The organism is Flagellimonas sp. (assembly GCF_965215805.1).
Taxonomy (GTDB): Bacteria; Bacteroidota; Bacteroidia; order Flavobacteriales; family Flavobacteriaceae; genus Flagellimonas.
This window is the reverse complement of record NZ_OZ244124.1, coordinates 2,942,454-2,966,134: the sequence shown is the minus strand read 5'-3', so window position 1 is coordinate 2,966,134 and position 23,681 is coordinate 2,942,454. Positions and strand designations below refer to the sequence as shown.

The window sequence follows — 23,681 nt, the reverse complement described above, 5'->3', positions numbered from 1 at the left end:
TTTCCAAAGGTCGCAGAAGTGCTTATTCTCCGTCACAGAAAGGACGGCTCACAGCAATGCTATGCTTTGTAAAGGTTAGGTTGTAAAGGTTCCACTCTTAAACCACTGAATAGGGTCCAAAATCAACAATGTGGTACCTGTTGTGATTGAGATTAGTTATTGGGACTAAGGCCTCCTGGACTTACATTTTCGTAAGTCCCTGGTCCTTTCCAGACCTTATATTCATCAAAGTAAACATCTCCTTGAGGGGAATTTTTTGATGACCAATAAACTCCAATGGTGTGCTTGATTTCTCCAGTGTAGGGAATTCCACTTACGTTGGCGTATTTGTAGGTTGTGGTTCCAGTTTCGTCAACAATCTTATCCCCGTTTACCCAGATTTCCAAAAATCCATCAGCAGGGTCTAGTTCCCAATGGATCACAATATCAATCCATTCATCAAGATTATAGTTGAAGTGTGTACTTTCTGTACCCGTGCTTGCCCCACTGTCTTGAACCACATTAACTTTTGATTCATCTGTTGCAGTGGCGAAAAACATTTTCCCATTGGAACCTTGTCGTAAGGTAACAGGATTGATACCTCCGTGATCAGGAGCACCTTCTGGCCTCATGTTTCTAAACTGGGCATAAACCCTGGAGCTTTGGGCAGCTTTTTTCACTTTCATGGAGAAACCTATCCAATGCTCGCCCCAATCGGACAATCTATTTCTATGGATTTCATTTCTAGTAACGTGATTATTGTAATCACCCAAATGAACCGCTTTGGAGCCAGCTCTTGAATCTGAGGTAGTATGTGGTTCTCCCCTATTTGCTTCATACTCCCAGATATTGTCACCTGATCCACTTAGGTTCCACTGATCTGTTTCAAAATCTGAATACCAAATTAAGGAGCCTTGTCCTTTGGATTGGTCATCAGTATTGTCTTCTCCGTTGTCCGTATTATCTTCCTCTGAAGTATTGTCTTCTTCGGAAGTATCTTCTTCACCGGTTGACGCATCTTCATCTTCATTATTGCTTTCCTCTATCTCCTTGTTCGTTTCTGTTTCCTCTTGGATAACATCATAGAACAAGTCCGAGTCCTTGGCACAAGAAAGATTAAATATTAGAATGTAAATTAGTAAAGAAAACACTTTGAGTGGGGTATTAGTGTTCAGCATGGCAATATAATTAGGTTAAGTAAATGTCGAGTAATTCGATTCAGGGTTTATAAATGGATTACTGCTAAATTTTTTCGATGAAATGCCCATTAATTTGGTTAAAGTGCAATATTGGGTTTCAATTCGTTTTCAAAGTACGGTAATTTACATGGGTTTGGATGTTCATCGATTTTTTATTCGATGAACTACATATTTATTTAACATTTCATAAAGATTTGGATCGTTGAAATTCAGGCTGTTCCGAGATAAACCAATACTGCACCAAGGAATTTTGAACGGGGGTTTACAACCGTTTAGCGGTACTCCAAACTACTTTGATTCCAAGCTTGCCCGCCCAAAAAACCAAATGGCTTTGTCTATTACCAACTTAAACATTTCAACAACATTTCCTTCTTCTTAACGTTCAGAATAAATCATAAATATAGTGGGGCCAGTAATCCGTAAACTAGTATTTTAGCAGCGCACTTATGTGAGGTTCAAATTGAAGCGGTAAAACGCTAACACATTAACTATATTTCAAAGATCGTTTATCAATGAAGATTCTCCACCTCAATGCATATTATATAGATAACCACCTCTATTCCCAATTGTATTCCACATTGGATGCTGAATTGGAACAACGGGTCTACATTCCCATCAAGACGGACAGGAAACCGGAAAACGAAGTGGACTTAAATCAAGGGGAACTGATTTTTGAGAAGGTCATAAAACCCAACCACAAGTATAACTATTTCCGAAAGATCAAAGAGATCACCAATGCCCTGATCCAAAAAAAAGCGCATCAGGACGTAGACTTTATACATGCACATAATCTATTTACGGATGGTGTGGTGGCCTATAATCTAAAGAAGAAGTTTGGTCTAAAGTATATTGTGGCTGTCCGTACCACGGACATCGCTTTGCAATATAAGTATATGTACCACCGAAGGTTCAAGGCCAAAAAGGTGCTTGAGGAAGCGGAACAAGTTATTTTCATTTCACCTACCTATCGGGATAAACTCTTCCAGATGATGTCGGATGCGTTTATATCCAAGATTTCCCCCAAAGTCAAAATCATGCCCAATGGAATCAACGATTTTTGGCTGGAAAATCTTCAAAATCCATCTGGGAAATCATTGGACAAAAGAGTCAATTTGCTATACGTGGGACAGATTATGCAAAGGAAAAATGTGCTCCCTTTGATTCAGGCCCTTGAAAAACTAAATGAAACCACGGATAAGGAGTACCACCTGACAGTTGTTGGAGGAGAAAACCAATACGAAAAGGAATTCTACAACAGCTTTTTAAACGAGATAAAACCATACGATTGGGTAGATTACAAAGGAAAAATCAAGGACAAGGAAAAACTGCTGCAAGCATATCGACATGCTGATATTTTTGCCATGCCCGCCAAAGGAGAACTGTTTGGTTTGGTTTACATAGAAGCCTTATCCCAAGGGAAACCTGTACTTTATGCCTCTGGTGAAGGTATAGACGGCTTCTTGGAAGGAAAAGGCGTTGGGGTATCCGTGAACCCGGATAATCTGGAAGAAATCTGCAATGGAATAACACAGATGGTCAATAATTATAAAACCTATAGGGATTTTAGCCAAATTGTAAAGCCCTTTAATTGGAACAGCATAGCAAATCTTTATAAAACAATGTACCAGCACAATGAACAAGATTGAAAAACTAGTTTACGATACCGTAAAAGGCAATCCAAAAATCAAGATTGCTATCCGAAACTTATACCAATCTTTTTTTGATATCCTCCCCAATAAAAAAGACTATTCCATCAATGAGATAGATGCCAAGGAAAACCATTTCTTTGGATTTCATGACGTTTCCCCTTTTTCCTATGACAGTTCCAAAGTGTTGGCGAATAAACTGACGATTCCCTTGCATATGCCCACGCGTGGAGATGTACTGGAAATAGGATATTTTCCATTTAATGGTAAAATGGGGGATTTTGTCAAAATTGGTGAAACCCTGGCTTGGAATTACCATAAGGGAACTCGTTTGCAATGGTTGGGGAAGAACAGCCTCATTTACAATAATGCAAGTGGGGACAAGCTAATTTCCACGATTTACGATTTAAGTACCAACACGGAGAAATCCCTTTCCTTTCCCATGGATTCTGTTTCCGCTTGTGGGAACTATGCCGCTACTTTCAGTTATGGCAGGTTGGAACGATTAATGCCAGGTTACGGCTATGCTGTTTACGATGACGACAGTTTTAACGATATTAAAATCCCGGATAACACCGGATTGTTTCTTGGGGATGTAAACAAGGATTCCAAGGAAATGCTGGTTAGCCTCAAGGAACTAACGGAAATAGGTACGCTTACCCCGGAGTATGAAGACTGCCACCATTTTGTAACCCATACTTTGTTCTCTCCTGATGGCAGATATATCTCCTTCTTGCATCGATGGGCAGATGTGTCCTACACCAACAAAAGGCATTCCAGGTTACTGACCATTGATTTGGAAACAAGAAAATGTCACGTTGCGCCAACCAATGACATGGTTTCGCATTACGTATGGAACCATAAAAATCAAATAATCGCGTATTGTAGAACTGGCAACATTGATAGCCATGTACTTTTTGAAGAGCCTACTTTACAAAAACACAAAAGAGTGGCCTACCCTAGATTGAATTCAGATGGGCATCAAAGTTTTATTACCGATGATTCCTTTGTAACGGATACCTATCCTGACAAATACAGAATGGCCAATTTATACAGCGTGGATTGCAACACAGATGAAGTTGTGCTTTTGGCTCGATTGAACTCCTTTAAACGATTTCAATCCCAAAACTTCAAGCACTGGTGCTGCGACCTACACCCTAGAATGGATCCAAGCGGGGAGTATATCTGTTTTGATTCAGTGCATACTGGGAAAAGGGCCCTTTGCGTAATGAAAATCAGCAAATAACAACCTCACCTCCGAATACGCTTTTCCGCTTCAACCAATGGCTATTGGGTTTGAGCCGGTGCTATTTTATCATGGTAGTACAGAACAATCTACCATCCTGGTTTTCTGAAGGCTTACCATAAGATTCCAAGTACCATTTATTGAAGTAGCCTCCATATTGGTTGGCCAGGTCCAATATCATATCGTGATACATATCCTTGAGTAAAGCCAAAACTGCTGGTGGGCAATCCAATTCTATGGATTTATTTACCACTTTTTTGGTTGCGGCTTCATCTGCATTCCATGACTTGTTCAAGGCTTCCTCAGCATCATTGCTGGTTGAAATAAACTGAATTACCTCCTCCAGTAATTGCTCCGGAGCTTCAACTATGGCATCAAAGAATCCAATCAACAGTTGTTCCTTCGGAAAGATGCTGGTAAAATTTTCGATGGTACGAACATAATCGGATCGTAGCACCTGTCCTTCACTTTTCATAAAGGCCAAGATCTCGCTCTCCTCAAAATTGTCAAGGGTAAAACCTTCAATACGTTTTTTGGTATGTCTGAAATGAGACCAAGCCCTATCAATGGGGTTTCTAAGCATCAGGACCAACTTTGCATTGGGAGCCATGGCATACATTCTGGAAATATCCTCTTTGCTCAGCATGGAATAACTGGGGGTAATCTCCCCCTTTAGTCCTTTAAAAGGAGCAAATATGGATTTGTACCACTCATCACTGTAATCCGAAAAGAACCATTTGAAAGAGAAGGCCACATGCTTCATTTTCCCTTTCACGAGTGAGGAGCCTATGGACCTGGCAGCCTTTTTCAAATACGCCGAGCTCCCAATCCTATCCTTTACCTTGGTCTTGGAAAGGAAGTTGGGCGAAGGATATTTGGTATCCCGGTCAAAATAGTGGAATTCCTTAACAGGAGGTATCGCAAAACCAGGGGTTTTGGATAGATTGTAGTATAACCATGAGGTCCCAGCTTTTTGTGCCCCTATTCCCCAGAAGTTGATTGGTTCCTGACTTTTCATAATTGAAGTAACATTTAAAATGTATAATCTTTTTAAGTAATCAAAATATGTTTGCCACGTTCAACACTATGAACGTTTTCAAATCTTTTTTATGGTGTTGTTGATCGCCTCTTTTAGATAATATCCAAACAGGGAGGGTCTAAATCTAGCTATGCCAACAGCTAGTACCATTAAGCCCACCACGAATACAATAAACATGGTCACATCCGTCTCTCCCCATAAATTGAATAATAATTTATATCCAACTATCAACATTCCAAGGTATAGTCCCAGTCTCAACCCTGCTAGAAAGGGCTGAAAGAAGTACTCGCGAAAAGTTCCCTTGAAAACATTTTTCACGAGAACGATCATCATTAAATAATTTATAAAGTGGCTGATCACAATTCCTACGGCGGCTCCATTGATTCCGAAAAAGTATCCCAATGTCCCTGAAAGGACGATTATAATTGCCGTAAAAATGTACTTGCGGGTCACATTCTTGTAAATAAGTCCTTTGGATCGAATGACCGCATCGGTCATTTTTCCAGAATTGCTAAAAGTAAGGACCAACAACATGATCTGTAAAGGCAGCACCGCTTCTGTCCAATTAGATCCCATAAGAATCTGTACAATTTCGGAAGAGAAAAACACCAACAATACGGTGGTAGGAATCATTAGTGAATTACTCAATCCCAGCCCAAACTTGTAAATTTTGACCAGTTTTTCATTTTCATCCTGAATTTCCGACATGACCGGAAACATTACCTTATTGATAATATTGGCAAGAAATTGACTTGGAAGATTCTTCACCCTAGCGGTCCTTTCATAGATACCCAGAATATCTTGCGTAAAAATCTTTCCAAAAACCAGATTCAATCCCTTGTTCGACAAAAAGTTACTAAAGGACAATAACATCATCCCGGAGCCAAAGCCGAACAATTCACGGGCTTCCCGATAGTGAATTTTAAAACTGATTTTTATGGGGGCAAAGTAAAACAACACTATGGTACTGATGAAAGAAGCCAGCAGTGTTGCAATGATAAGTGACCAAACGCCATACCCATTAAATGCCAAATAGACCCCAAGTCCATAACCAATAATATTCGAGGTTATGTTGACCAGGGATACATGCTTGAAATCGAAATTTTTTAATAGTAAATTGCCAGAAATATTGCTCAGGGAAAGCAATATTAGGTTTAAGGATGCAACCTTGATCAATTCGTCCAATCGGGCATCATTATAGACAGAAGATATGAATGGAGCCATTAAATAGAAAAGGGCATAAAGAACAAACCCTATCAAGAGGCTGGTTTGCAGCGCTCCATTTATGTGCTTGTTATTTACATTCTGGCGTTGGATCAAGGCCGAGCCCATTCCTCCTTGTATGAAAATGTTGCCTATTCCTATAATTCCGTTTACCACTGCCATTAGACCATAGTCTGTTTTTAGCAGTAGCCTGGTCATTATAGCTATATACCCTAGCTGCAAAATGTTCAAGGAGATAACAGACAATGACTGCCATTTACCAGCCTTCTTAATTTTTTTGGTGAGGCTCATCCTAGTTTATTAAGTATATACCCTAGCCCGTTAAAAACTGGATGCTTTTTGGCTACGTTATGCCATCGGTCATCATATTGAATTTTGGTCTTTTTAAAACGGTTGGGGGTACCGGCAATGGTATGGTCATCATTAAGTTCCATGTATTCTGGGACCTCGTATCTATCGAAACCGAAGAAATCCGACATTTCGTCCAAGGTCTGCTGGGGGTTTTTAAAAAACTCCTCGTATTTTAAATGAAAAACATCTTCTTTCTTCACGTTCCTCAGCATGGATTTACAGGTTAACCTGTGCAGGTAGTTGGATGCAAGCAACTTGAGAAGACTCATGTCTTTTTTGTTGTATTTTTTTCGCCATTTATCCCTTGAAATGGATACGGCACGTAAATCCCTTTTTAAATAGATAAATTTAAAATTAAAAGGAGATTTTTGGTAAAGGGAAGTTCCGTAAAAGGCCTCTTTCGAGGAGTCCACCAGTACGTCACAATTGGTAATCTCAAATACGGCTTTGTACACCTTATTCATCAAAGATCGCGCCTCCTCATTCATTTCTATTTGGTGCGCCGCTTCCTTTCCCTTGGGAACATCAATCTGCGTATTTTTTATTTGCTTGGGGTCCGAAACACCAAGCTTTTGATAAACTTTGTTCCAAAATTCGCAGGTTTCCATACTGGAACCACAGGAACAATTCCAATCCCAAGCTCCACCAGGGCCCGTCTTCTGAATATGGCCGCCCAAAAGATAGGATTCCCCAATGGAGACCATTTGGGAAGACTTCGACAGAATGTTCTCAATGAGTGTGGATCCCGATCGTTGGTTGGATAATATATAGATGATGTTTTGTTTTTCTTTCATAAACTTTGCTTGGCGAAGTGACCGTTTATCCTATGCCTCTATCCTACCCTTTATAAAATTCAGAATACTACTTGCCCTCTCCCCTATCTCAAAATTCTTGGAATACTCCAAGGCGTTACTCGACATTTCAACCCTTCGTTCTTCATTGGATAGAATAGTATCTATCCCCTTTTCCAAGCCTTCTACATCCAAAGGATCCACCAAAATGGAAAAAGAGGGGGTGCATTGATCTCGTACTTCTGGAATATCTGAGGATACAACTGGTAATCCACAGGCGAGGGCTTCTGCAATAGCATTGCACGATCCCTCTTTTTGTGTGGGCAATACAAAGAGATCAGAGGCAGAAAGCAACTCGGGTATTTGATAGGAAGGTACACTGCCTTTAAAGATAACGGAATCGCCTTCCGGGTCTTGAGGCCCACTACCCATGAAAAGCACACCAACATTGGCCAAATTTTTAACCGCTGCCAATACCCGTAAAGGTCCTTTGTGGTGCATAAACCTGCCTACGAAGGCTACCAGTTTAAGATCTGCGGGTAGATTGTATTTCTGCCGCATTTCTTCCTTGTTCCTTTTATAGAATTTTGTTAGGTCCACAGCATTGGGTTTCATATAAATACGATCGGGAGAAATCCCAAAATCCACCAACTGGTCTTTTAATTTATTTGAAACAGCTATATAACCATGAATTCCATGACTGCTCTTTCTAAAATAATCCTTCGGATACCATTTTGTAAAACCTAGGAGATTGCTTTCCCCTATGGCACAGAATACGGGTTTATTATATTTTTTGAGCGCGTTTACGGCAATTATCCCATTCATCATAAAATGTGCGTAAACAAAATCAAACTCCAAATTGTGCTTTCTTACTGTCCTCTGAACCGCTTTTACCTGACCCCAATTGGTAATCATGTAAGTATATAGGGGGCCTATTTTTCTGGCGGACGCCGAGATAAACTTAGGGCGGTAAACGGTACAGTTCTCTTCCCCATAGGATTCAACCTTTTTGCGGCGGGAAGCCATGATGTTTTTAGGGGAAATTACCGTTACCTCATGTCCCAATTTGCAAAATTGCTGTATCAGGTTGTAGACAAACACACCTCTTGTTGGATACTCTAACGATGGATAATTATTAGATACTACCAATATTTTCATTAAGCCAGCTTTTTTTGTTTAACCCTGGATAAGACGTGGGCAGTGGAACCCATCAACACCGCAAAAAAGAACCAAAACAGTGTTTTTCCTATACTACCACCTTGTTTGGACATATTGAACACAACGATCACGAACATAACCAGGTTCAAGGAATCTCCATACCTTTTGTAGTGCAGAAACAATAATTTAACCAAGCGGGCCAAAAAAGTAACAAACAAGATTATTCCAGGGAGGCCGCTGGCTATATAAACATAGAGCAAAATGTTATGGGGATTCATAAAAACACCCGAATGCTCATACATGCGCGGTTTTACACCTTCAAAACCGGCGCCAATAAAAATATTGTCTTTTATAACTTCAATAGCAGCTGCCCAAAGTACATTTCTTCCAATATCCCCCCTTTCCACCGTAGCGGCAAAACGTTCTGCCATTACGGGATTTGTTTCCAACAAATAGGTAATCAGCATGGCCGAGGCAAGTACTCCAAAAATGATCAGCGCCATTTTATTTAGAATATCCGTCTTTCTATACAGGAGCAGAACCGTAAGTCCCAAAAACATGGAAACAAAGGCTCCCCTTGATCCGGACATTGCAATTATGCTTATAAATGGAATGCAAATGATAAGGATAACAACAGCCCTTTTAATAGTGAACTTGTTTATTAACCTTGAAATGGTAATTAAGAAAGCCAAGGCTGATTTGGCCCCAATAATATTGGGATTCTCCCCAAATAGCAATAGCCTGCCATTTTCATACGTAACACCTTTGCCAGCCGTTATCAGCAAAAAGGCCAAAAGCACACTGGCCAAATAGCAATTCAAAACCAGGGGCAACATTTTTGGTTTGGAGTATATATGGGAGGCGATAAATGTCATCAGCACTATTAAAAGAAGTGCTCTATAATGGTATGCAAATTTCAATTCGTGGACATACTCCGAGTGTATGGCAGAACATATAAACCCCACCACAATAAAGAGCAGTAAGGGTATCACAATTTTTTTAAAGGGGGTAAATTGAAAATTCCTGGCTATCAACGGAACCCAGGTTCCCAAATACATGATGGTTGCAAAATAGGTGACCGAATAGCCTACCAAATTAAAGGGATCCCAGTTCTCAAAAGTAACGGAAAACACCAGAAGGTACAGACAATAGTCGTTTATCCTATTTAATAAGCTTATCATTTAGACACTTTGAAATCTGAGGGCAAATTAAATTAAAAAAAGAGTGGATGCACCAACTTACTAGTCAAAATACTAGTTTTATCGAATAATTGAATCCAATGTTCCAAATACCACATCGGAATTCATCCAATAAATAAAAAAAAAGGGAATTTTTAAGATTGTTCTTCGAGCGAATAAAATTTTTGAATCTCGGCAATTGGTCGCACAGATTATCCTGAAAATCCTATTTTTGCGCTTTCCTCCAAGTCTTACATAAATGTACCGGCCACTAAGTAATTCTTGCCATGCTTGCCTTCAATTTTTTTATGGCAATTAAGCTTGTGGCAAGTAATATGTAATGCATGACAACGTTAAGGTTAAAGATTTGGTCTTTATTTTAAACCAGAGAATTTCCAAATGCTCATAAAAGTGCAATCCGATTATTGAATAACCATTAATGAAAATACTTTACATACACCAATACTTCGCAACACCAAAAGAACCCGGAGGCACCCGATCGTATTGGATAAGTCGTAAACTTATAGAAGAGGGTCACCAAGTTACCATGTTGGCCACCTCCAGTAAAATAGATTCAAAAATCAAAAGGGTCAACATTGATGGGATAGATGTTATCTATTTAAAGGTACCCTATAGCCAATACATGAGCATTTTTAAACGGTTGCTCTCCTTTGTCAGCTTTATGCTCAAATCGGCCAGAATGGCCCTTAAGGAAAAAAATGTGGATTTGGTCATTGCCACCTCTACTCCCCTAACCATAGGTTTTCCAGCGTTGGTGGTCAAAAAATTCAAAAAAACCCCATTCCTTTTTGAAGTAAGGGATCTTTGGCCCGAAGTTCCAATACAAATGGGCGGATTGAACAACAAGCTTCTGATCAAATTGGCATTGTGGTTCGAAAAGACCATTTATGTAAATGCAGAACATGTTGTTGCCCTTTCTCCCGGCATGGAAGATGGGGTGACAAAAAGAGGGATCGCTCCGGAAAAAGTATCCATGATTCCCAATATGTCCAAGATAGATGTCTATTGGAATCGGGAAAAGAACGATGCTTTTTGCAAGGAACTGGGATTAAATCCGAATTCGTTCAAAACGGTTTATTTCGGATCCATGGGATTGGCCAATGGCATGGACTTCATTATTGAGGGAATCAAACATTTAAAAGACAATCCAGAGATAGAATTTGTTTTTATGGGAGGAGGGGCTACAGAACCCATACTCAAGGCAAAATGTGAAAACCTGGGAATACAAAATGCACATTTCCTTGGTGGATTTGGCCTAAAAGAACTATCGGAAATTGTGAATTTATGCGATGTTTCCATGGTAACCTTTGCAGATATTCCAATCTTGGCCACCAATTCCCCAAATAAACTTTTTGATTCTTTATCTGCTGGAAAGCCCATAATTGTCAATTCTCCAGGTTGGACCAAGGACATGGTGGAAAAATATGAGTGCGGGGTTTTTGTAGATCCAAAAAATCCAGAGGATTTGGCCAACCAAATCACTTTTTTAAAGGACAATCCAGAGGTTTGCAAAAACATGGGATTGAATGCCCGAAATCTGGCCGAAACCAAATATGATAAATCTATTTTGTGCAAAGAATTTGCCGAAGTAGTCAATTCAGTTTCAGAGAAAATTCAGACCCATAATTCCCAATGAGCTTAAAAAGTTTCGCTTTTATATTCAGGGATTTCCGTAAGCAGAAAAAGGCTTTTTCCAACCAATATTAAAAGAACCTACCATGACTAAGGCAAATTTTCACCATATCCATCTAAATGTCACGGATATCAATAAGAGTTTAGCATTCTATGAGAAATATTTTGGTGCCAAAAGAATCCTATACAGAGGAAAATCGGATGCCTTGTTTACCGAAAAGTCATTTCTGTTGCTGGACGAGGTAAAGGAAGCCCCTGAAACACATGATGGATCCAGTTTATGGCATATTGGATGGTCTGGAGTAGACGGGCCTTCGGAGTTTGACTGGCGGGTAAAGCAGGGCATAGAAGTGCATACGCCCATAAATCCATTGAACGATAGCCATTGGATGTACTTTTTTGGTCCTGACAAGGAGGTTGTGGAGGTGTTTACCGGCAACAGAAACCATACTTTTGAACATATTCATCTTTTGGCCACCGATGTAGATGAAACCATGCATTGGTTTGAATCCCATTTGGGCCTGGCCCCGGAATACGAAAGCGCACAAACCTGGGCAACCGGCTTGTTCCAATGGAATAGGTTGTATGTGGGTAACATTAATATTACTGTAAACGGCAAGCCTGTGGAGGAAAGAACGTGGTTTCCGTCAGAGTTCAAGCTTACAGATGGGACCTCGCTTGACCATCTTGCCTTTTCTTTTGAAAACATTGAACCTGTCTTTGAACAAATGCAGTCTTCCAAGGTTGAAATAGTGCAAGGGATTAAGACCGATCAGGTACACGGACTGAAGAGTTTCTTTGTTCGCGGGCCCAACCAATTGCTCATAGAGGTGGTTGAAGAGAAACCTATTCCCGAAGGTATTTGGCTCTAGTTCACAAGTGTCTGGAAATGAATATTTTACGGGATTTGCACCTAAATTAGGCTTTCAACGTTAAATAAATAGGGAATTAGGAGAATTTCCGAGGGCAACAGCGAAAAAAATGTCATTTTCCGAAATTAGCCTTCGTTCATCCAAAGGATTTAGCATTTTGGCTAATATTTGCTTTGGTTGGTACAGGAACAACTTTTTTACTATTTCTTTGTGCCTGAAAAAACCAATTTTTAAGACTTTAAATTCCAAAAATCCAAAATCTTGGAAGTATTATAAAGAGATATTACTAAAAAGATTCATTCATTATGTACAGGAAGTTTTTTAAAAGAGTTCTAGATTTTTCAATATCACTCGTGGCGTTGATCGTATTTTCGCCAGTCATAATTATCTTGATTATTCTATTGATGTTTGCCAATAAAGGCAAGCCTTTCTTCTTTCAGCAGAGACCAGGTAAGGACGAGAAAATATTTACCATTATAAAGTTCAAGACGCTAAGAGACCCAAAAGACAAGGACAGCGAATTGGAAGATCAGGCAGATCGCGTAACGAAAGTGGGTGCTTTTGTCCGAAATCATTCTTTGGATGAATTGATGCAATTGGTGAACGTATTGAAGGGAGACATGTCCATAGTGGGCCCAAGGCCCCTATTGACCATTTACCTTCCCCTATATAATGAAGAACAAGCACGAAGACACCAGGTAAAACCTGGAATAACAGGTTGGGCACAAGTAAATGGCCGAAACATGTTGTCATGGGAAGAAAAGTTTGAACATGATGTGTGGTATGTGGACAACCTTAGTTTTGGCACTGATGTAAAAATTCTGTTTAAAACGGTTCAGAAGGTATTCCAATCCGACGATGTGTATACCGAAAAACAAGAAGATGCTTGGGCCGCATGGGGTGGAAACGCAAGTTAATTGCCATATACCCTGTATGAATACATGAAATTAGGCTTTGACTTCAAAAAATCGGCTGATAAAATGGGAATATGGACTAATGAATTTTGTTGTCAAAGGTTGTATGGAATATCAAACCAATACCTTAACTAGGGACCAAACTTAATACCAATCGAAAGACCAAATTCTTAGGATGATTGAAATCGTAAAGGAGAAGAAAAAATGGGATGCTCTTGTAAAAGGATGTGATTCCGCTGATTTTTATCACACCTATGACTACCACCATGCATCCAAAGTGAATGGAGAGGAACCTGTTTTGATTCATTATCATGACAAGGACAGAACCATTCTTTTGCCATTGCTCTTTCGTGATATTGAATATTCCCTGTACAAAGATGCGACCTCGGTATACGGGTATCCTGGACCCATCACCAAAAATGTAACTTCAGAATGTGATTTCAGTGATTTTCGGAAAGAGATTCAGGATTTGTTCGAACAACAAAACATTGTTTCCATTTTTTCCAGACTAAACTCCTTTATTCCCAATCAAGAACACTGTTTGTTCCATTTGGGACAAACCGAAACCTTGGGCAGGGTGGTTTACATTGATCTCACCAAAAGCTTGGAAGAGCAGTGGGGAAATTATTTTAAAAGGTTAAGGACCTACATAAACAAATCCAGGTCCATTTATACTATAAGGCATGCCGAAACGGATTCGGACATTGACACCTTTATCTCATTGTACCATGAAAACATGGTCCGGGTAAATGCCAACAAAGAATACCTTTTTGATAAGAAATATTTTCTCGATTTACTGGAAAGCCCCCACTTTGATACGGAATTGCTATTGGCCACACAGAACAAAACGGGCAAAATAGCTGGTGGAGCACTTTTCACGAAGAAAGATGCCTACATTCAGTACCATCTCTCAGGAACCAGTGAGCAATATCTTGACCTAAACCCTGTGAAGTTATTGATAGACGAAATGAGAATCAGGGGAACCCAGGAAAAATATCGCTATTTCAATCTTGGTGGCGGAGTTGGTAGCAAGGAAGATTCTTTGTTCTATTTCAAATCTGGATTCTCAAAAGATACGTTCCCTTTTAGGGTTTGGAAGTATACAGTAAACAAGGAAATCTATCAAGAATTGGTTGAGCAAAAAAACGGCCTTATGTATTGTGACAATTTGGATCTTAGATTCTTCCCTCAATACAGGGCTAGCGTAGTACACAAATAATGTTGCCATAAAAGTTGCCCCACATCAACAGGAATTTAAACTGAAAGCAGGGTTCAACGGGAACAAGCAGTACGGAAGCGAATCTTTTAAATGACTATATCAATACATTAAATTAAACAAATAGGGCAAATTTGATTCATAGAAAATACATAATTTCGCTATGAGCATTAAAACACCCCCGCTTAAATCAAAAAAACACAAAAGGTCTAGTCCGACCAAATAATACGGAGACAATGAGAAACATTATCATTTTAGGAACTGGGGGTTGCGCCTCGGAAGTTACATTCTACATAGAAGATCACAACACAAAAGTCCCTGAAGAAGAAAAAATCAATATCCTAGGTTATATAGACTATGCGGAGCACGTAAAAGACCATTACGAAAAATACAACTTTTCCGCTCCTGTCCTATGCGATATAGATTCCTATGAACCCAAGGAAGATGAGGAAGTTTTGATTGCCGTGATGAGTATTCCGTTTAGGGAAAAAATGATCAAGGCTTTAAAAGAAAAGAACGCCAAGATTGGAAGCTTTATCCACCACAGTGTGGTAATGGCTAAGGAATTGACCATTGGAGAGGGAAACATTGTGTTTCCGTTCTGTATCCTTGAAAAATATGCTACCATAGGAAGTTACAATCTTCTTACCTCCTATTGTTTTATTAGCCATGATTGTGTTGTGGGAGACAATAACTTCTTTTCAGTTGCTGGTGTAGCCGGATCGGTGAAAGTGGGAAATAACAATCAATTTGGACTACGCTCTTTGGTGATTCCAGGTATTGAAGTGGGCAACAACAATGTGATCCAAGCGGGTATGATCGTGGACAAAAATGTAAAGGATGATACCACCGTTTTCTATCGCTTTAAGGAAAAAGTAATGGCCATACCAAAGGTGGGCTAGATTTAAACCAAGGTCTAGTTTCAATTATCCGAACTAAGCTTGGCTTCTTGACATGTTGGAATAGGATTTCCATGGGTTGGTTTCGCTTAAATTCAGTTGGATGTTGATTTCGTTCAATAAGTTACCTATTGATCATATACGATTTCTATCAGATGTAATCCAATGAAACAAAGGTTATTCCGATTGAAAACCCAAATGTGAAGGGATTCTTTTCAACTCCAAAATATGCACATCATTCCAGTTGGATTTCAAAAATAATTTGGGCTGCTGTCATTTTGGGAGGATGGTCGATACTTTTAAGGCTTTCAACTGAAAAAAATTCGGTTGTCAGGAAGATGTATTTTTTTTGTAATGGTTTGGGAACCAAATCAAGGACCCTAAAACGTGATTTCAAAAGCAAAAAAAGGAAACTCGTTTATTTAAGTCCTCTGAATAAATTCCTACAAGCAGACCCATCAAGGTTTACAAAATCATGACTGGTTTGTAAGAACAATGAAATAACAATAATAATAGTAGACAAATCGTTCTAGCTGTTTAATTTTTAAAATAAATATTATATAACCCAAAACAACATTTCTATTATGAAAGAAGAATATCTGAAAAGTGTACAGACGATGGATGACATCATAAAAACCTCCTATGCATGTATAGGTGGAGAGCCAGGAGAGCCCAGAGATTGGGATTTCTACAGGTTCTTATTCCATCCTGAGGGCAAATTGATCAGTTATGAAAACGATTCAAACGGTAATATGAGGCCTCAGTTCTTGTCTTGTAATGAATATATTGAGCGAATTGGGAAGTGGATGGAAACCACTAGAAAAACCGGTTTTTATGAAAGAGAAATTGGACGGGTAGAAGAAACCTACGGTAACATCGCACACGTAGTTAGTACTTGTGAGTCTTTCCACAGCAAAGAGGACATGGCCGCTGGTAAGTCTTATGTGAGAAACGTGCACAGTATTCAGTTGGCCTACTATCAGGAAAGATGGTGGATTCTAAGTATGTACTGGCAAAGAGCTACTCCAGAATTCCCAATTCCAGAAAGGTACTTGAAATTCTAAAGCACGATTACTGACTGTTTTAACTAGCTGTTCAAAGACACCGAAGCGGTGTCTTTGAACGGTCAAGTTTCCAAATACATTTTGTCACCCCCAAATTTGTTAATCAGCAGAAAAGTAAGCAATCGGATTTCAACTGAGTTCGGCAACAAGTACACAGACCATCCCCCTAACAATTGTATTCAGCTATGGAATGGTTTTCTTGTCGCCACAGATTTCAACCTTTTTATGTGTTTAGCGTACCATTATGATAAAAATTAACCTAATTGAATATTTCGAAAGTACCGTTGATAAATTCCCGGATAAGTTAGCGGTTGTAGATGGTACTTCCCAATTAACTTTCAAGGAGTTAACCCAACGCGCAAAACTTATAGCAACCCAAATAGCTAAGAAAAGTGATGCCATTAATAGCCCTGTTGCCATCTATTTACCAAAAACCAATGATGCCATCGCTTCATTTTTGGGTACCATGTACAGTGGCAACTGCTATACCCCGTTGGACACAAAAAATCCAGTTCCGAGAATTGAGGCCATTCTAAAAGCTTTAAAGCCCTCATGCATCATTACCAACAACAAATTCTTGGCTAATCTTCAGAAATGTGATCTGGACGTTGACATTATCAATTTGGACGAGCTCGATGTCAATGAGAAGGTAGACGAAAGTTACAATTACAAAAAATGTGTGGATACCGATCCTGCCTATATTCTACATACCTCAGGATCTACAGGGGTACCTAAAGGTGTCGTTATCTCACATCTATCCATAATCGATTATATCAACTGGGTTGCCGACACTTTTGACATAACCGAAAACGAAAAAATCGGGAATCAGACCCCATTTATCTTTGATATGTCCACTTTGGATATTTACCTCATGATATTCAGGGGGGCAACACTTTATATCATTCCTGAACAAAAATTTATTTTCCCCGCCACCTTGTTGGATTACATCAACGAACATGAAATCAACTTCATCTTCTGGGTGCCAGCGGTATTGGTCAATATTGCCAATCTTAAACTGCTGGATTCAAACAAGATCCCTACTGTACAAAAGGTATTGTTTGGTGGAGAGGTAATGCCTCCCAAGCACTTGAACTATTGGATCAAAAGCTTGGAAAGGGAGATTGTTTATGGCAATATGTACGGCCCAACAGAAATAACGGGAACCTGTGTCTATCATATTGTAGATGATTCCTTTAATGAGGACGAGTCCTTGCCTATTGGCATACCTTGTAGAAATACGGACATTCTTGTATTGAACGATAAGGACGAGCTTTGCGAGGTAGGTGAACAAGGGGAATTATGTGTTAGGGGATCATCTCTGGCCCTGGGCTATTGGAATAATTTTGAGAAAACCAATACGGTTTTTGTGCAAAATCCGTTAAATAAGTCAGTACCTGAAAGAATCTACAGGACTGGTGATATTGTCTTTTTAAACGAAAAAGGAGAATATATCTATATCGGAAGAAAGGATTTTCAAATCAAGCTTTCCGGATATAGGATCGATCTAGGGGAAATAGAACATTATATTTTAAGTGTATTCGATACCATCAACGCCGGCGTATTTTTTGATAAGGCGAAGGAGGAAATCGTTTTGGTGTACGAATCGGAAACCGAAATACCTGTAAAGGATTTCAGGATAAAGCTAAGGGAGGTATTGTCCAAGCATATGATACCTACCAAATACATTAAGATGGATGTATTGCCCAAGTCAACCACGGGAAAAATTGACAGGGCCTTGTTAAATAAACAAATTAATAATATATAGGGTATCATAAAAGACGCCCATAACTAACAATACGGTTCAATTTGAAAGATAAAATTTTAACATTCTTGACGGAGATCAGACCAGAATTTGATTTTTCTGAAAGCAGCAACTTCATTGAAGAAGGCATGTTGGACTCATTTGATATAGTGAGTTTGGTTGCTTCCCTGGATGAAGAATTCGGAATATCCATTGACGGTACTGAAATTTTACCTGAAAACTTTTCAAGTGTTGAAGGTATTATTCAATTGCTTAACAAAAACGGAGTTACGGAATGAATCTAAAATTTCGAAATAAGAAAATTACCGGGATTCTTACGGTTTTACCTGAGAATGAGGTCAATTTTGATGATGAAATTGACAACTATGACTTCTCGCGGGCACAATCCATGAAGCTTAAGCTGATTATGGGTTATGGAAAGCGTAGGGTCGTAAAAGAGGGTACCGCGGTATCCGATTTATGCATTTATGGCATGAATTACCTTTTTGACAAAGGTCTTTTAAAGAAGGAAGACGTTGATGGTATCGTATTGGTAACCCAATCCCCTGACCATTTTGTTCCAGCTACCAGTCACATTATCCAAGGAAAGCTTGGTTTAAAACAGGATATGATGTTGTTGGACATTAACCAAGCGTGTTCTGGATATCCCGTTGGCCTTAACCAGGCCTTTATGCTGTTGGATCAGGAAGAAGTGAACAAAGTAGTCCTCCTGAATGCCGATATGATGAGTTGCAAAGTTTCTGCCAAGGATAGGGGTAGCCGTCCATTGACAGGCGATGCAGCTTCCATTACCATCGTAGAAAAAGATTCCAATGACAGCACCATTTATGGCACCATTAACGTGGATGGAACAGGTGCAGAGTCGTTGATCATACCCGCAGGTGGATTTAAAATGCCATCTACACCGGAGACAGCTGAACTACAGACGGATAAGAATGGAAATTCCAGAGCTTTGGACCATTTGGTCATGAAGGGTGATGACGTTTTTAATTTTGTGCAAAAACAGGTGCCTCCCATGATCGATAATTTACTGTCAAAGGCGAATTGCGACAAGGAAGATGTGGACTATTACCTATTCCATCAACCTAATAAGTTTATGCTAAAGAAGCTTGCTGATAAAATGGGAGTGCCACATGATAAAATGCCGCACAATGTGGTTGAGAACTTTGGAAACGCCAGCGGTGTTAGTGTTCCTACCGCCATTACTTTCAATTTAGCCGATAAACTATTGACAGAGTCGTTTTTGGTTTGTATCGCAGGATTTGGTGCCGGTTTGAGCTGGGCCTCTCTGCTAATGAAACTGGAAAAGCTCGATTTTTGTGAAATGATTGACTATAAATAACAACGAATGGAAAATTTTGAAACTTCAATTGCTGAATTGCTGGAAGAAGAGGCTGTAGGTCTAAGCGATGAACTTCAATCTTTTGAAGCTTGGGACTCATTGACTGTTTTGTCCATTATTGCCTTTTGTGATTCAGAGTATAGTGTACCATTATCTGCCGAAGAAATTGAAGGCTCAGGTACGGTTTCTGGATTAAAAGATTTGATAGAAAGCAAAATGTGATTCTGTTTCAGCTATGAGAAAGAGGTCGCAAATCCACTTGGCCCTAAAAGCCTTAACCAGTGGAAAATTGCATGGATAGATGAATTAATCCAGTGGTTGTGGCAGATAGACCACATATATTGATTTTGGTAGTTACCTTTTGTTAGTTACGTAAAGTCATTTTCCCCAAAGACATGTACAACTGCTATGTTTGGTACCTGGTTAAATAACCCAGGGTTAAGTGCAATCAATGGAGAAATGAAATAACAAAAAAAGGTGTACAGCACATTATTTTTAAAATGATGTGCAGCGCAATACTACAAAATGATCAATACCAACCCATTCAATTCAACCACTTTTCTGTCTTTCTGGTCCAAGCATTTCTTGGGGGACAAGAAGGCCAGCACTTTCAATTTTGCCAAAAACCTTTCATTTTACGAGTCAAAGATTCCCGGTCTGCACATCAATGCAGGTAAAAATTTGACCAAAGGGGTACACTACGAGTTCGACCCAAATTGTGGAAAAGAAGAAAAGGGCAAAACCTTTCTTATTTACGATGTAATTGATTTTGCCACTCCAAAGGAGGATATCAAAAACAGTCCTTTGGGCCTATATTCGGTGAAACAATATCCTGGATTCCTGATAGAATTGGGTGACTTTAGCTCCTTGGATGACTATATGTCCAAGACCTTCAAAAAAAGTAGTCGCTACAAGCTGCGTAAATACAAAAAAAGGCTTGAGGAGTCTTTCCATATTTCCTTCAAAGCCCATTGTGGTGAAATGTCAAAAGAGGAGTATGATGCCATTTTTGACAGTTTCCGAAACCTTTTGGAGAAACGCTTCGGGGAAAAACAAATTTCCAACAATAACCTAGATCCCGAAGAATGGAACTTTTATAAAGACGTGGCCTATCCCATGATTTTGGAGAAAAAGGCCGTACTCTTCGTCCTGTACAACAACAACGAGCCTATTAGCGTAACCTTGGGCTACCTATCGGACAAGAGAATATTTGATGCCATTACGGTTTTTGACATAGATTATGCAAAGTTTCATTTGGGAAGCATCAAAATCATGAACTTGATAGACTGGTGCACAAAAAATGGTTGGGATATCCTTGATTTCTCCAAGGGGTATTTCGATTACAAAACACGTTGGTCAAACAAAAAGTTCGATTTCCACTATCACATTGTATACGATAAAAGCTCATTTAAATCTCGAGTTTTGGCCTATACCCTTAAAAGCTTGTTTTCCTTGAAACAATACTTAAGGGAGAAAAAACTCAATGAAACCTTGCACCGATTTACCTATGCCCTAAAAAACAAGAAAAAGGAAAGTTTGGATTACCAATTTTTGGAGGTGGACGATAGGCATACCCAAAAAGAATTGGCCCCTTTGGATCTTAGTTTATCGGAACATAGTTCGCTAAAAGGGATTTGCTATGAGTTTTTATATCTCCATCAAGAACATTTGGAAAATCTGAATGTTTTTGAGATGGATGAAATGGACAAGACCTTCCTTTTGGTTGGCCAAGACAAGAAAATGGGTGTAAAACTAAACGTATAGTAAAAAAGGTATGGGAATTGTCAAAATCTCCAATTACAATTTTACCTTTTGTCTGTTTAAAGAACAGCATGTTCCACCTATTTACCAAACGATTCGTAATACCCGAACAGGGAAAAATTATGTAAACCCCGATTCAACCCCATCAAAAGCTTGGTTATCCAGAATTACGGAAATACGATGCATTCCCGAGTATCTAAAACCTGTACCACACACCCTTGATAATCGCCTTAAAACATTAAAAATCAATAGAATTAAGGGTTTTCATATTGATCTTACTGGATTTTCATGCGTCACGGACTATATGAACTCCAAAATGGGCTCCAAGCAACGAAGTCGATTAAAAAGTAGGATGAAAAGGCTTGAGTCCTGCTTTGATATCCGCTACGAGGTATACTTTGGGGAGATAGAAAAAGACAGGTATGAGGAGTTGTTCCATAACATGCAGGAACTTATTAAGCGTCGTTTTGATCAGATAGGTAGGGAATTCAATCAAGCTGGAAAATTAAAAGCCCTTAAAAAAAGAGCATTTGACTTGATCTTGGATAAAAAAGCTTCTTTTCATGTCATCTATGCGGACTCCCGCCCCATTGACATCTGTCTGAATTTTCATTTTCAGGACATCTTAAATGGTGCCATTAGATCCTACGATATTGATTACGCCAAATTTGGGCTGGGGCATATAGACATTACCAAGCATGTGGAATGGTGTTTGGAACACAACTATGGCATTCTTGATTTTATGTGGGGGGACCAATCTTACAAATACGATTGGTGCAACAATGTAGCCTTTCTTGGTCATCACATTTACTATAATCCCAAATCTTTGGTACATCGATTAATCGTCCCATTAAGAGTTTTGACCTATCGATTTAAGGATTACAAGGAGGCTAAAAAGGTGGAAAAGCAAAAAAAAGCAGCTCGAAGCCGCACTGCCAACAAAGCCAAACCTACCAAAAGACCCGAAATTCAGGAAATAGACCTACAGAACAAAACTAACGCAATCCTGAGCGAACCCTATAAAGAAGTTAACATTCATACAGCAAACTACTTTTGGCTTAAGCCCTTGGTTTTCAATTTTCAATATCAATATCGGGATCATTCCACGGACATCACGGTAAGGAAGTTGACCAATCTTTCGAATACGTACCTTGTGTTGGGAAAAAATAAAGGTATCAAAGTCCTAAGGTCAACCCTAGAAGCGTAACCAACTGTTTTATGAAAAAAGAAAGTGTATCGCTATTTACTGACCTATACATAAAACAAGGGCCTATTTCCCAAGTGTATTCACATATTAGGCTCTCGGACGGACAGGGCAACAACCTTATTGATCATCCAAACACCTCGGATAAAGACAAAAAAATCTATTCCTTTTCGCATGTGCCGGACCATCTTAAAATCAAGGTTCTTGATTCAGAAGGTTTGACAGAAAGAATGTTCCCCACGGTCAAGGGTCATGCAATCCGATTGGATGGTTATTCCAGTGCGGACGATTATTTACGCCATCAAAACAAAAAACAACGCGAAAACATTAACCGCGCACGCCGCAGACTGGAAAGCTGTTTTGATATACAATACAAGCTGTTCCACCACCAAATAGAGGAATCGGATTACCAATTTTTAATGGAACGCTTAAGATCCATGATAGTCCAAAGGTTTGAGCAGCGTGGACAGAAAAGTAGCACCCTGGCCATCTGGGATAAAGTATATGCCACTTCCTTTGATCTTATAAATCAGGGAAAAGCCTCATTGTTTGTGGTTTATGACAAGGATTTGCCCATAGCCTTTTCCTTTAATTATATCTATGATCGGCTGTTGTTTGGGTACATTTCCTCCTATGACTTGGATTATGGCAAGTTTAGTCTTGGTCAAATCGTAATCTATAAATTGTTGGAATGGTGTATGGATAATGGATTTATCCAATATGATATGGGCTGGGGCGATTTGGATTATAAAAAGTGGTGGTGCAATACCAGCTACCGCTTTAATCATCATTTTTATTACCCAAAGTACTCCATAAAAGGATTTTTACATGCCCAATTCAAAGGCAACAGATCTAGGATTTTGGCGTTTCTAATAGCTAAGGGAGTCAATACCAAAGTGAACAAAATCAAGAGAAAATTGAAGGGACAACCTATGAAACCAAATTTGGGTCCACAATACAGGTTTATGGATATGGATTCCTCCCAAACAGGGGCAATGGAAGAAATAAAGATGCATCATGAACAGTTACCTTTTAGCAAAAAAGTGATTAACGATTTTCTTTTTGCGACCCAGGAACATTCGGATCATGTGGCTCTCTATTATTCCGCTAACAAGGACCACTATATTTTAAAAGGTCAAAAAAAAACAAAATCAATCCTATTCAATCCAACAAACCACTAATA

General features: G+C 39.3%; 21 protein-coding genes. 15 read left to right on the top strand and 6 right to left on the bottom strand.

Annotated elements, in window-relative coordinates:
• Positions 1–152: 152 nt before the first annotated feature.
• Entirely contained in the window at positions 153–1,157 is a 1,005-nt protein-coding gene (locus ACOOE0_RS13060; RefSeq protein ID WP_420399346.1) for a heparin lyase I family protein, read from the bottom strand.
• 533 nt (positions 1,158–1,690) lie between these two features.
• On the opposite strand from ACOOE0_RS13060, the gene ACOOE0_RS13055 reads away from it, so the two are divergent.
• Together ACOOE0_RS13055 and ACOOE0_RS13050 are read left to right on the top strand one after the other, a co-directional pair.
• On the top strand, positions 1,691–2,824 hold the full coding sequence (locus ACOOE0_RS13055; protein WP_420399345.1) for a glycosyltransferase family 4 protein: 1,134 nt from the start codon (positions 1,691–1,693) through the stop codon (positions 2,822–2,824).
• The gene (locus tag ACOOE0_RS13050; protein ID WP_420399344.1) at positions 2,811–4,070 is read left to right on the top strand and encodes a hypothetical protein; all 1,260 of its coding nucleotides are present in this window, start codon (positions 2,811–2,813) and stop codon (positions 4,068–4,070) included. Before ACOOE0_RS13055 ends, ACOOE0_RS13050 begins: the two co-directional genes overlap by 14 nt.
• Positions 4,071–4,131: 61 nt before the next feature.
• Here the strand turns inward: ACOOE0_RS13050 and ACOOE0_RS13045 are convergent, their stop codons facing one another.
• The 5 genes from ACOOE0_RS13045 to ACOOE0_RS13025 all read right to left on the bottom strand — a co-directional run bounded on the left by ACOOE0_RS13045 (position 4,132) and on the right by ACOOE0_RS13025 (position 9,814).
• The gene (locus tag ACOOE0_RS13045; protein WP_420399343.1) at positions 4,132–5,088 is read right to left on the bottom strand and encodes a sulfotransferase domain-containing protein; all 957 of its coding nucleotides are present in this window, start codon (positions 5,086–5,088) and stop codon (positions 4,132–4,134) included.
• Positions 5,089–5,166: 78 nt separating this feature from the next.
• Positions 5,167–6,624, bottom strand: coding sequence for a lipopolysaccharide biosynthesis protein (locus tag ACOOE0_RS13040; RefSeq protein WP_420399342.1), 1,458 nt, complete (start codon positions 6,622–6,624; stop codon positions 5,167–5,169).
• Positions 6,621–7,478 carry a sulfotransferase gene (locus ACOOE0_RS13035; RefSeq protein WP_420399341.1) on the bottom strand — a complete coding sequence of 286 codons (858 nt, stop codon included), beginning with the start codon at positions 7,476–7,478 and terminating at the stop codon, positions 6,621–6,623. Before ACOOE0_RS13035 ends, ACOOE0_RS13040 begins: the two co-directional genes overlap by 4 nt.
• Positions 7,479–7,508: 30 nt before the next feature.
• On the bottom strand, positions 7,509–8,633 hold the full coding sequence (locus ACOOE0_RS13030; protein WP_420399340.1) for a glycosyltransferase family 4 protein: 1,125 nt from the start codon (positions 8,631–8,633) through the stop codon (positions 7,509–7,511).
• Positions 8,633–9,814: an O-antigen ligase family protein gene (locus ACOOE0_RS13025; protein ID WP_420399339.1), complete on the bottom strand. Its 1,182-nt coding sequence runs from the start codon at positions 9,812–9,814 to the stop codon at positions 8,633–8,635. The genes ACOOE0_RS13030 and ACOOE0_RS13025 overlap by 1 nt, the downstream gene beginning before the upstream one ends.
• 436 nt (positions 9,815–10,250) lie before the next feature.
• Between ACOOE0_RS13025 and ACOOE0_RS13020 the strand changes: the two genes are divergently transcribed.
• From ACOOE0_RS13020 to ACOOE0_RS12960, 13 genes are all read left to right on the top strand, one after another.
• The gene (locus ACOOE0_RS13020) at positions 10,251–11,468 is read left to right on the top strand and encodes a glycosyltransferase family 4 protein (RefSeq protein WP_420399338.1); all 1,218 of its coding nucleotides are present in this window, start codon (positions 10,251–10,253) and stop codon (positions 11,466–11,468) included.
• An 82-nt stretch (positions 11,469–11,550) separates the two neighbouring features.
• A complete protein-coding gene (locus ACOOE0_RS13015) occupies positions 11,551–12,336 on the top strand; it encodes a VOC family protein (protein WP_420399337.1) in 786 nt (261 codons plus the stop codon).
• A 305-nt stretch (positions 12,337–12,641) separates the two neighbouring features.
• Positions 12,642–13,253: a sugar transferase gene (locus ACOOE0_RS13010; protein WP_420399336.1), complete on the top strand. Its 612-nt coding sequence runs from the start codon at positions 12,642–12,644 to the stop codon at positions 13,251–13,253.
• Positions 13,254–13,425: 172 nt separating this feature from the next.
• Positions 13,426–14,469 (top strand): GNAT family N-acetyltransferase, encoded by a 1,044-nt coding sequence (locus ACOOE0_RS13005; RefSeq protein WP_420399335.1) that lies wholly within the window; start codon positions 13,426–13,428, stop codon positions 14,467–14,469.
• A gap of 233 nt (positions 14,470–14,702) precedes the next feature.
• Positions 14,703–15,368, top strand: coding sequence for a hypothetical protein (locus tag ACOOE0_RS13000; protein WP_420399334.1), 666 nt, complete (start codon positions 14,703–14,705; stop codon positions 15,366–15,368).
• Between the two features lie 581 nt (positions 15,369–15,949).
• Positions 15,950–16,429, top strand: a complete 480-nt coding sequence (locus ACOOE0_RS12995) for a hypothetical protein (RefSeq protein WP_420399333.1) — start codon at positions 15,950–15,952, stop codon at positions 16,427–16,429.
• 244 nt (positions 16,430–16,673) lie between these two features.
• A complete protein-coding gene (locus ACOOE0_RS12990) occupies positions 16,674–18,194 on the top strand; it encodes an amino acid adenylation domain-containing protein (RefSeq protein WP_420399332.1) in 1,521 nt (506 codons plus the stop codon).
• 65 nt (positions 18,195–18,259) lie between these two features.
• On the top strand, positions 18,260–18,469 hold the full coding sequence (locus ACOOE0_RS12985; protein ID WP_420399331.1) for an acyl carrier protein: 210 nt from the start codon (positions 18,260–18,262) through the stop codon (positions 18,467–18,469).
• Positions 18,466–19,533 (top strand): 3-oxoacyl-ACP synthase III family protein, encoded by a 1,068-nt coding sequence (locus ACOOE0_RS12980; protein WP_420399330.1) that lies wholly within the window; start codon positions 18,466–18,468, stop codon positions 19,531–19,533. The genes ACOOE0_RS12985 and ACOOE0_RS12980 overlap by 4 nt, the downstream gene beginning before the upstream one ends.
• 6 nt (positions 19,534–19,539) lie before the next feature.
• On the top strand, positions 19,540–19,755 hold the full coding sequence (locus tag ACOOE0_RS12975; RefSeq protein WP_420399329.1) for an acyl carrier protein: 216 nt from the start codon (positions 19,540–19,542) through the stop codon (positions 19,753–19,755).
• Between the two features lie 303 nt (positions 19,756–20,058).
• Positions 20,059–21,297 carry a GNAT family N-acetyltransferase gene (locus ACOOE0_RS12970; RefSeq protein WP_420399328.1) on the top strand — a complete coding sequence of 413 codons (1,239 nt, stop codon included), beginning with the start codon at positions 20,059–20,061 and terminating at the stop codon, positions 21,295–21,297.
• A gap of 10 nt (positions 21,298–21,307) precedes the next feature.
• Positions 21,308–22,501, top strand: coding sequence for a GNAT family N-acetyltransferase (locus ACOOE0_RS12965; RefSeq protein ID WP_420399327.1), 1,194 nt, complete (start codon positions 21,308–21,310; stop codon positions 22,499–22,501).
• An 11-nt stretch (positions 22,502–22,512) separates the two neighbouring features.
• Entirely contained in the window at positions 22,513–23,679 is a 1,167-nt protein-coding gene (locus ACOOE0_RS12960) for a GNAT family N-acetyltransferase (RefSeq protein WP_420399326.1), read from the top strand.
• Positions 23,680–23,681: the final 2 nt, after the last annotated feature.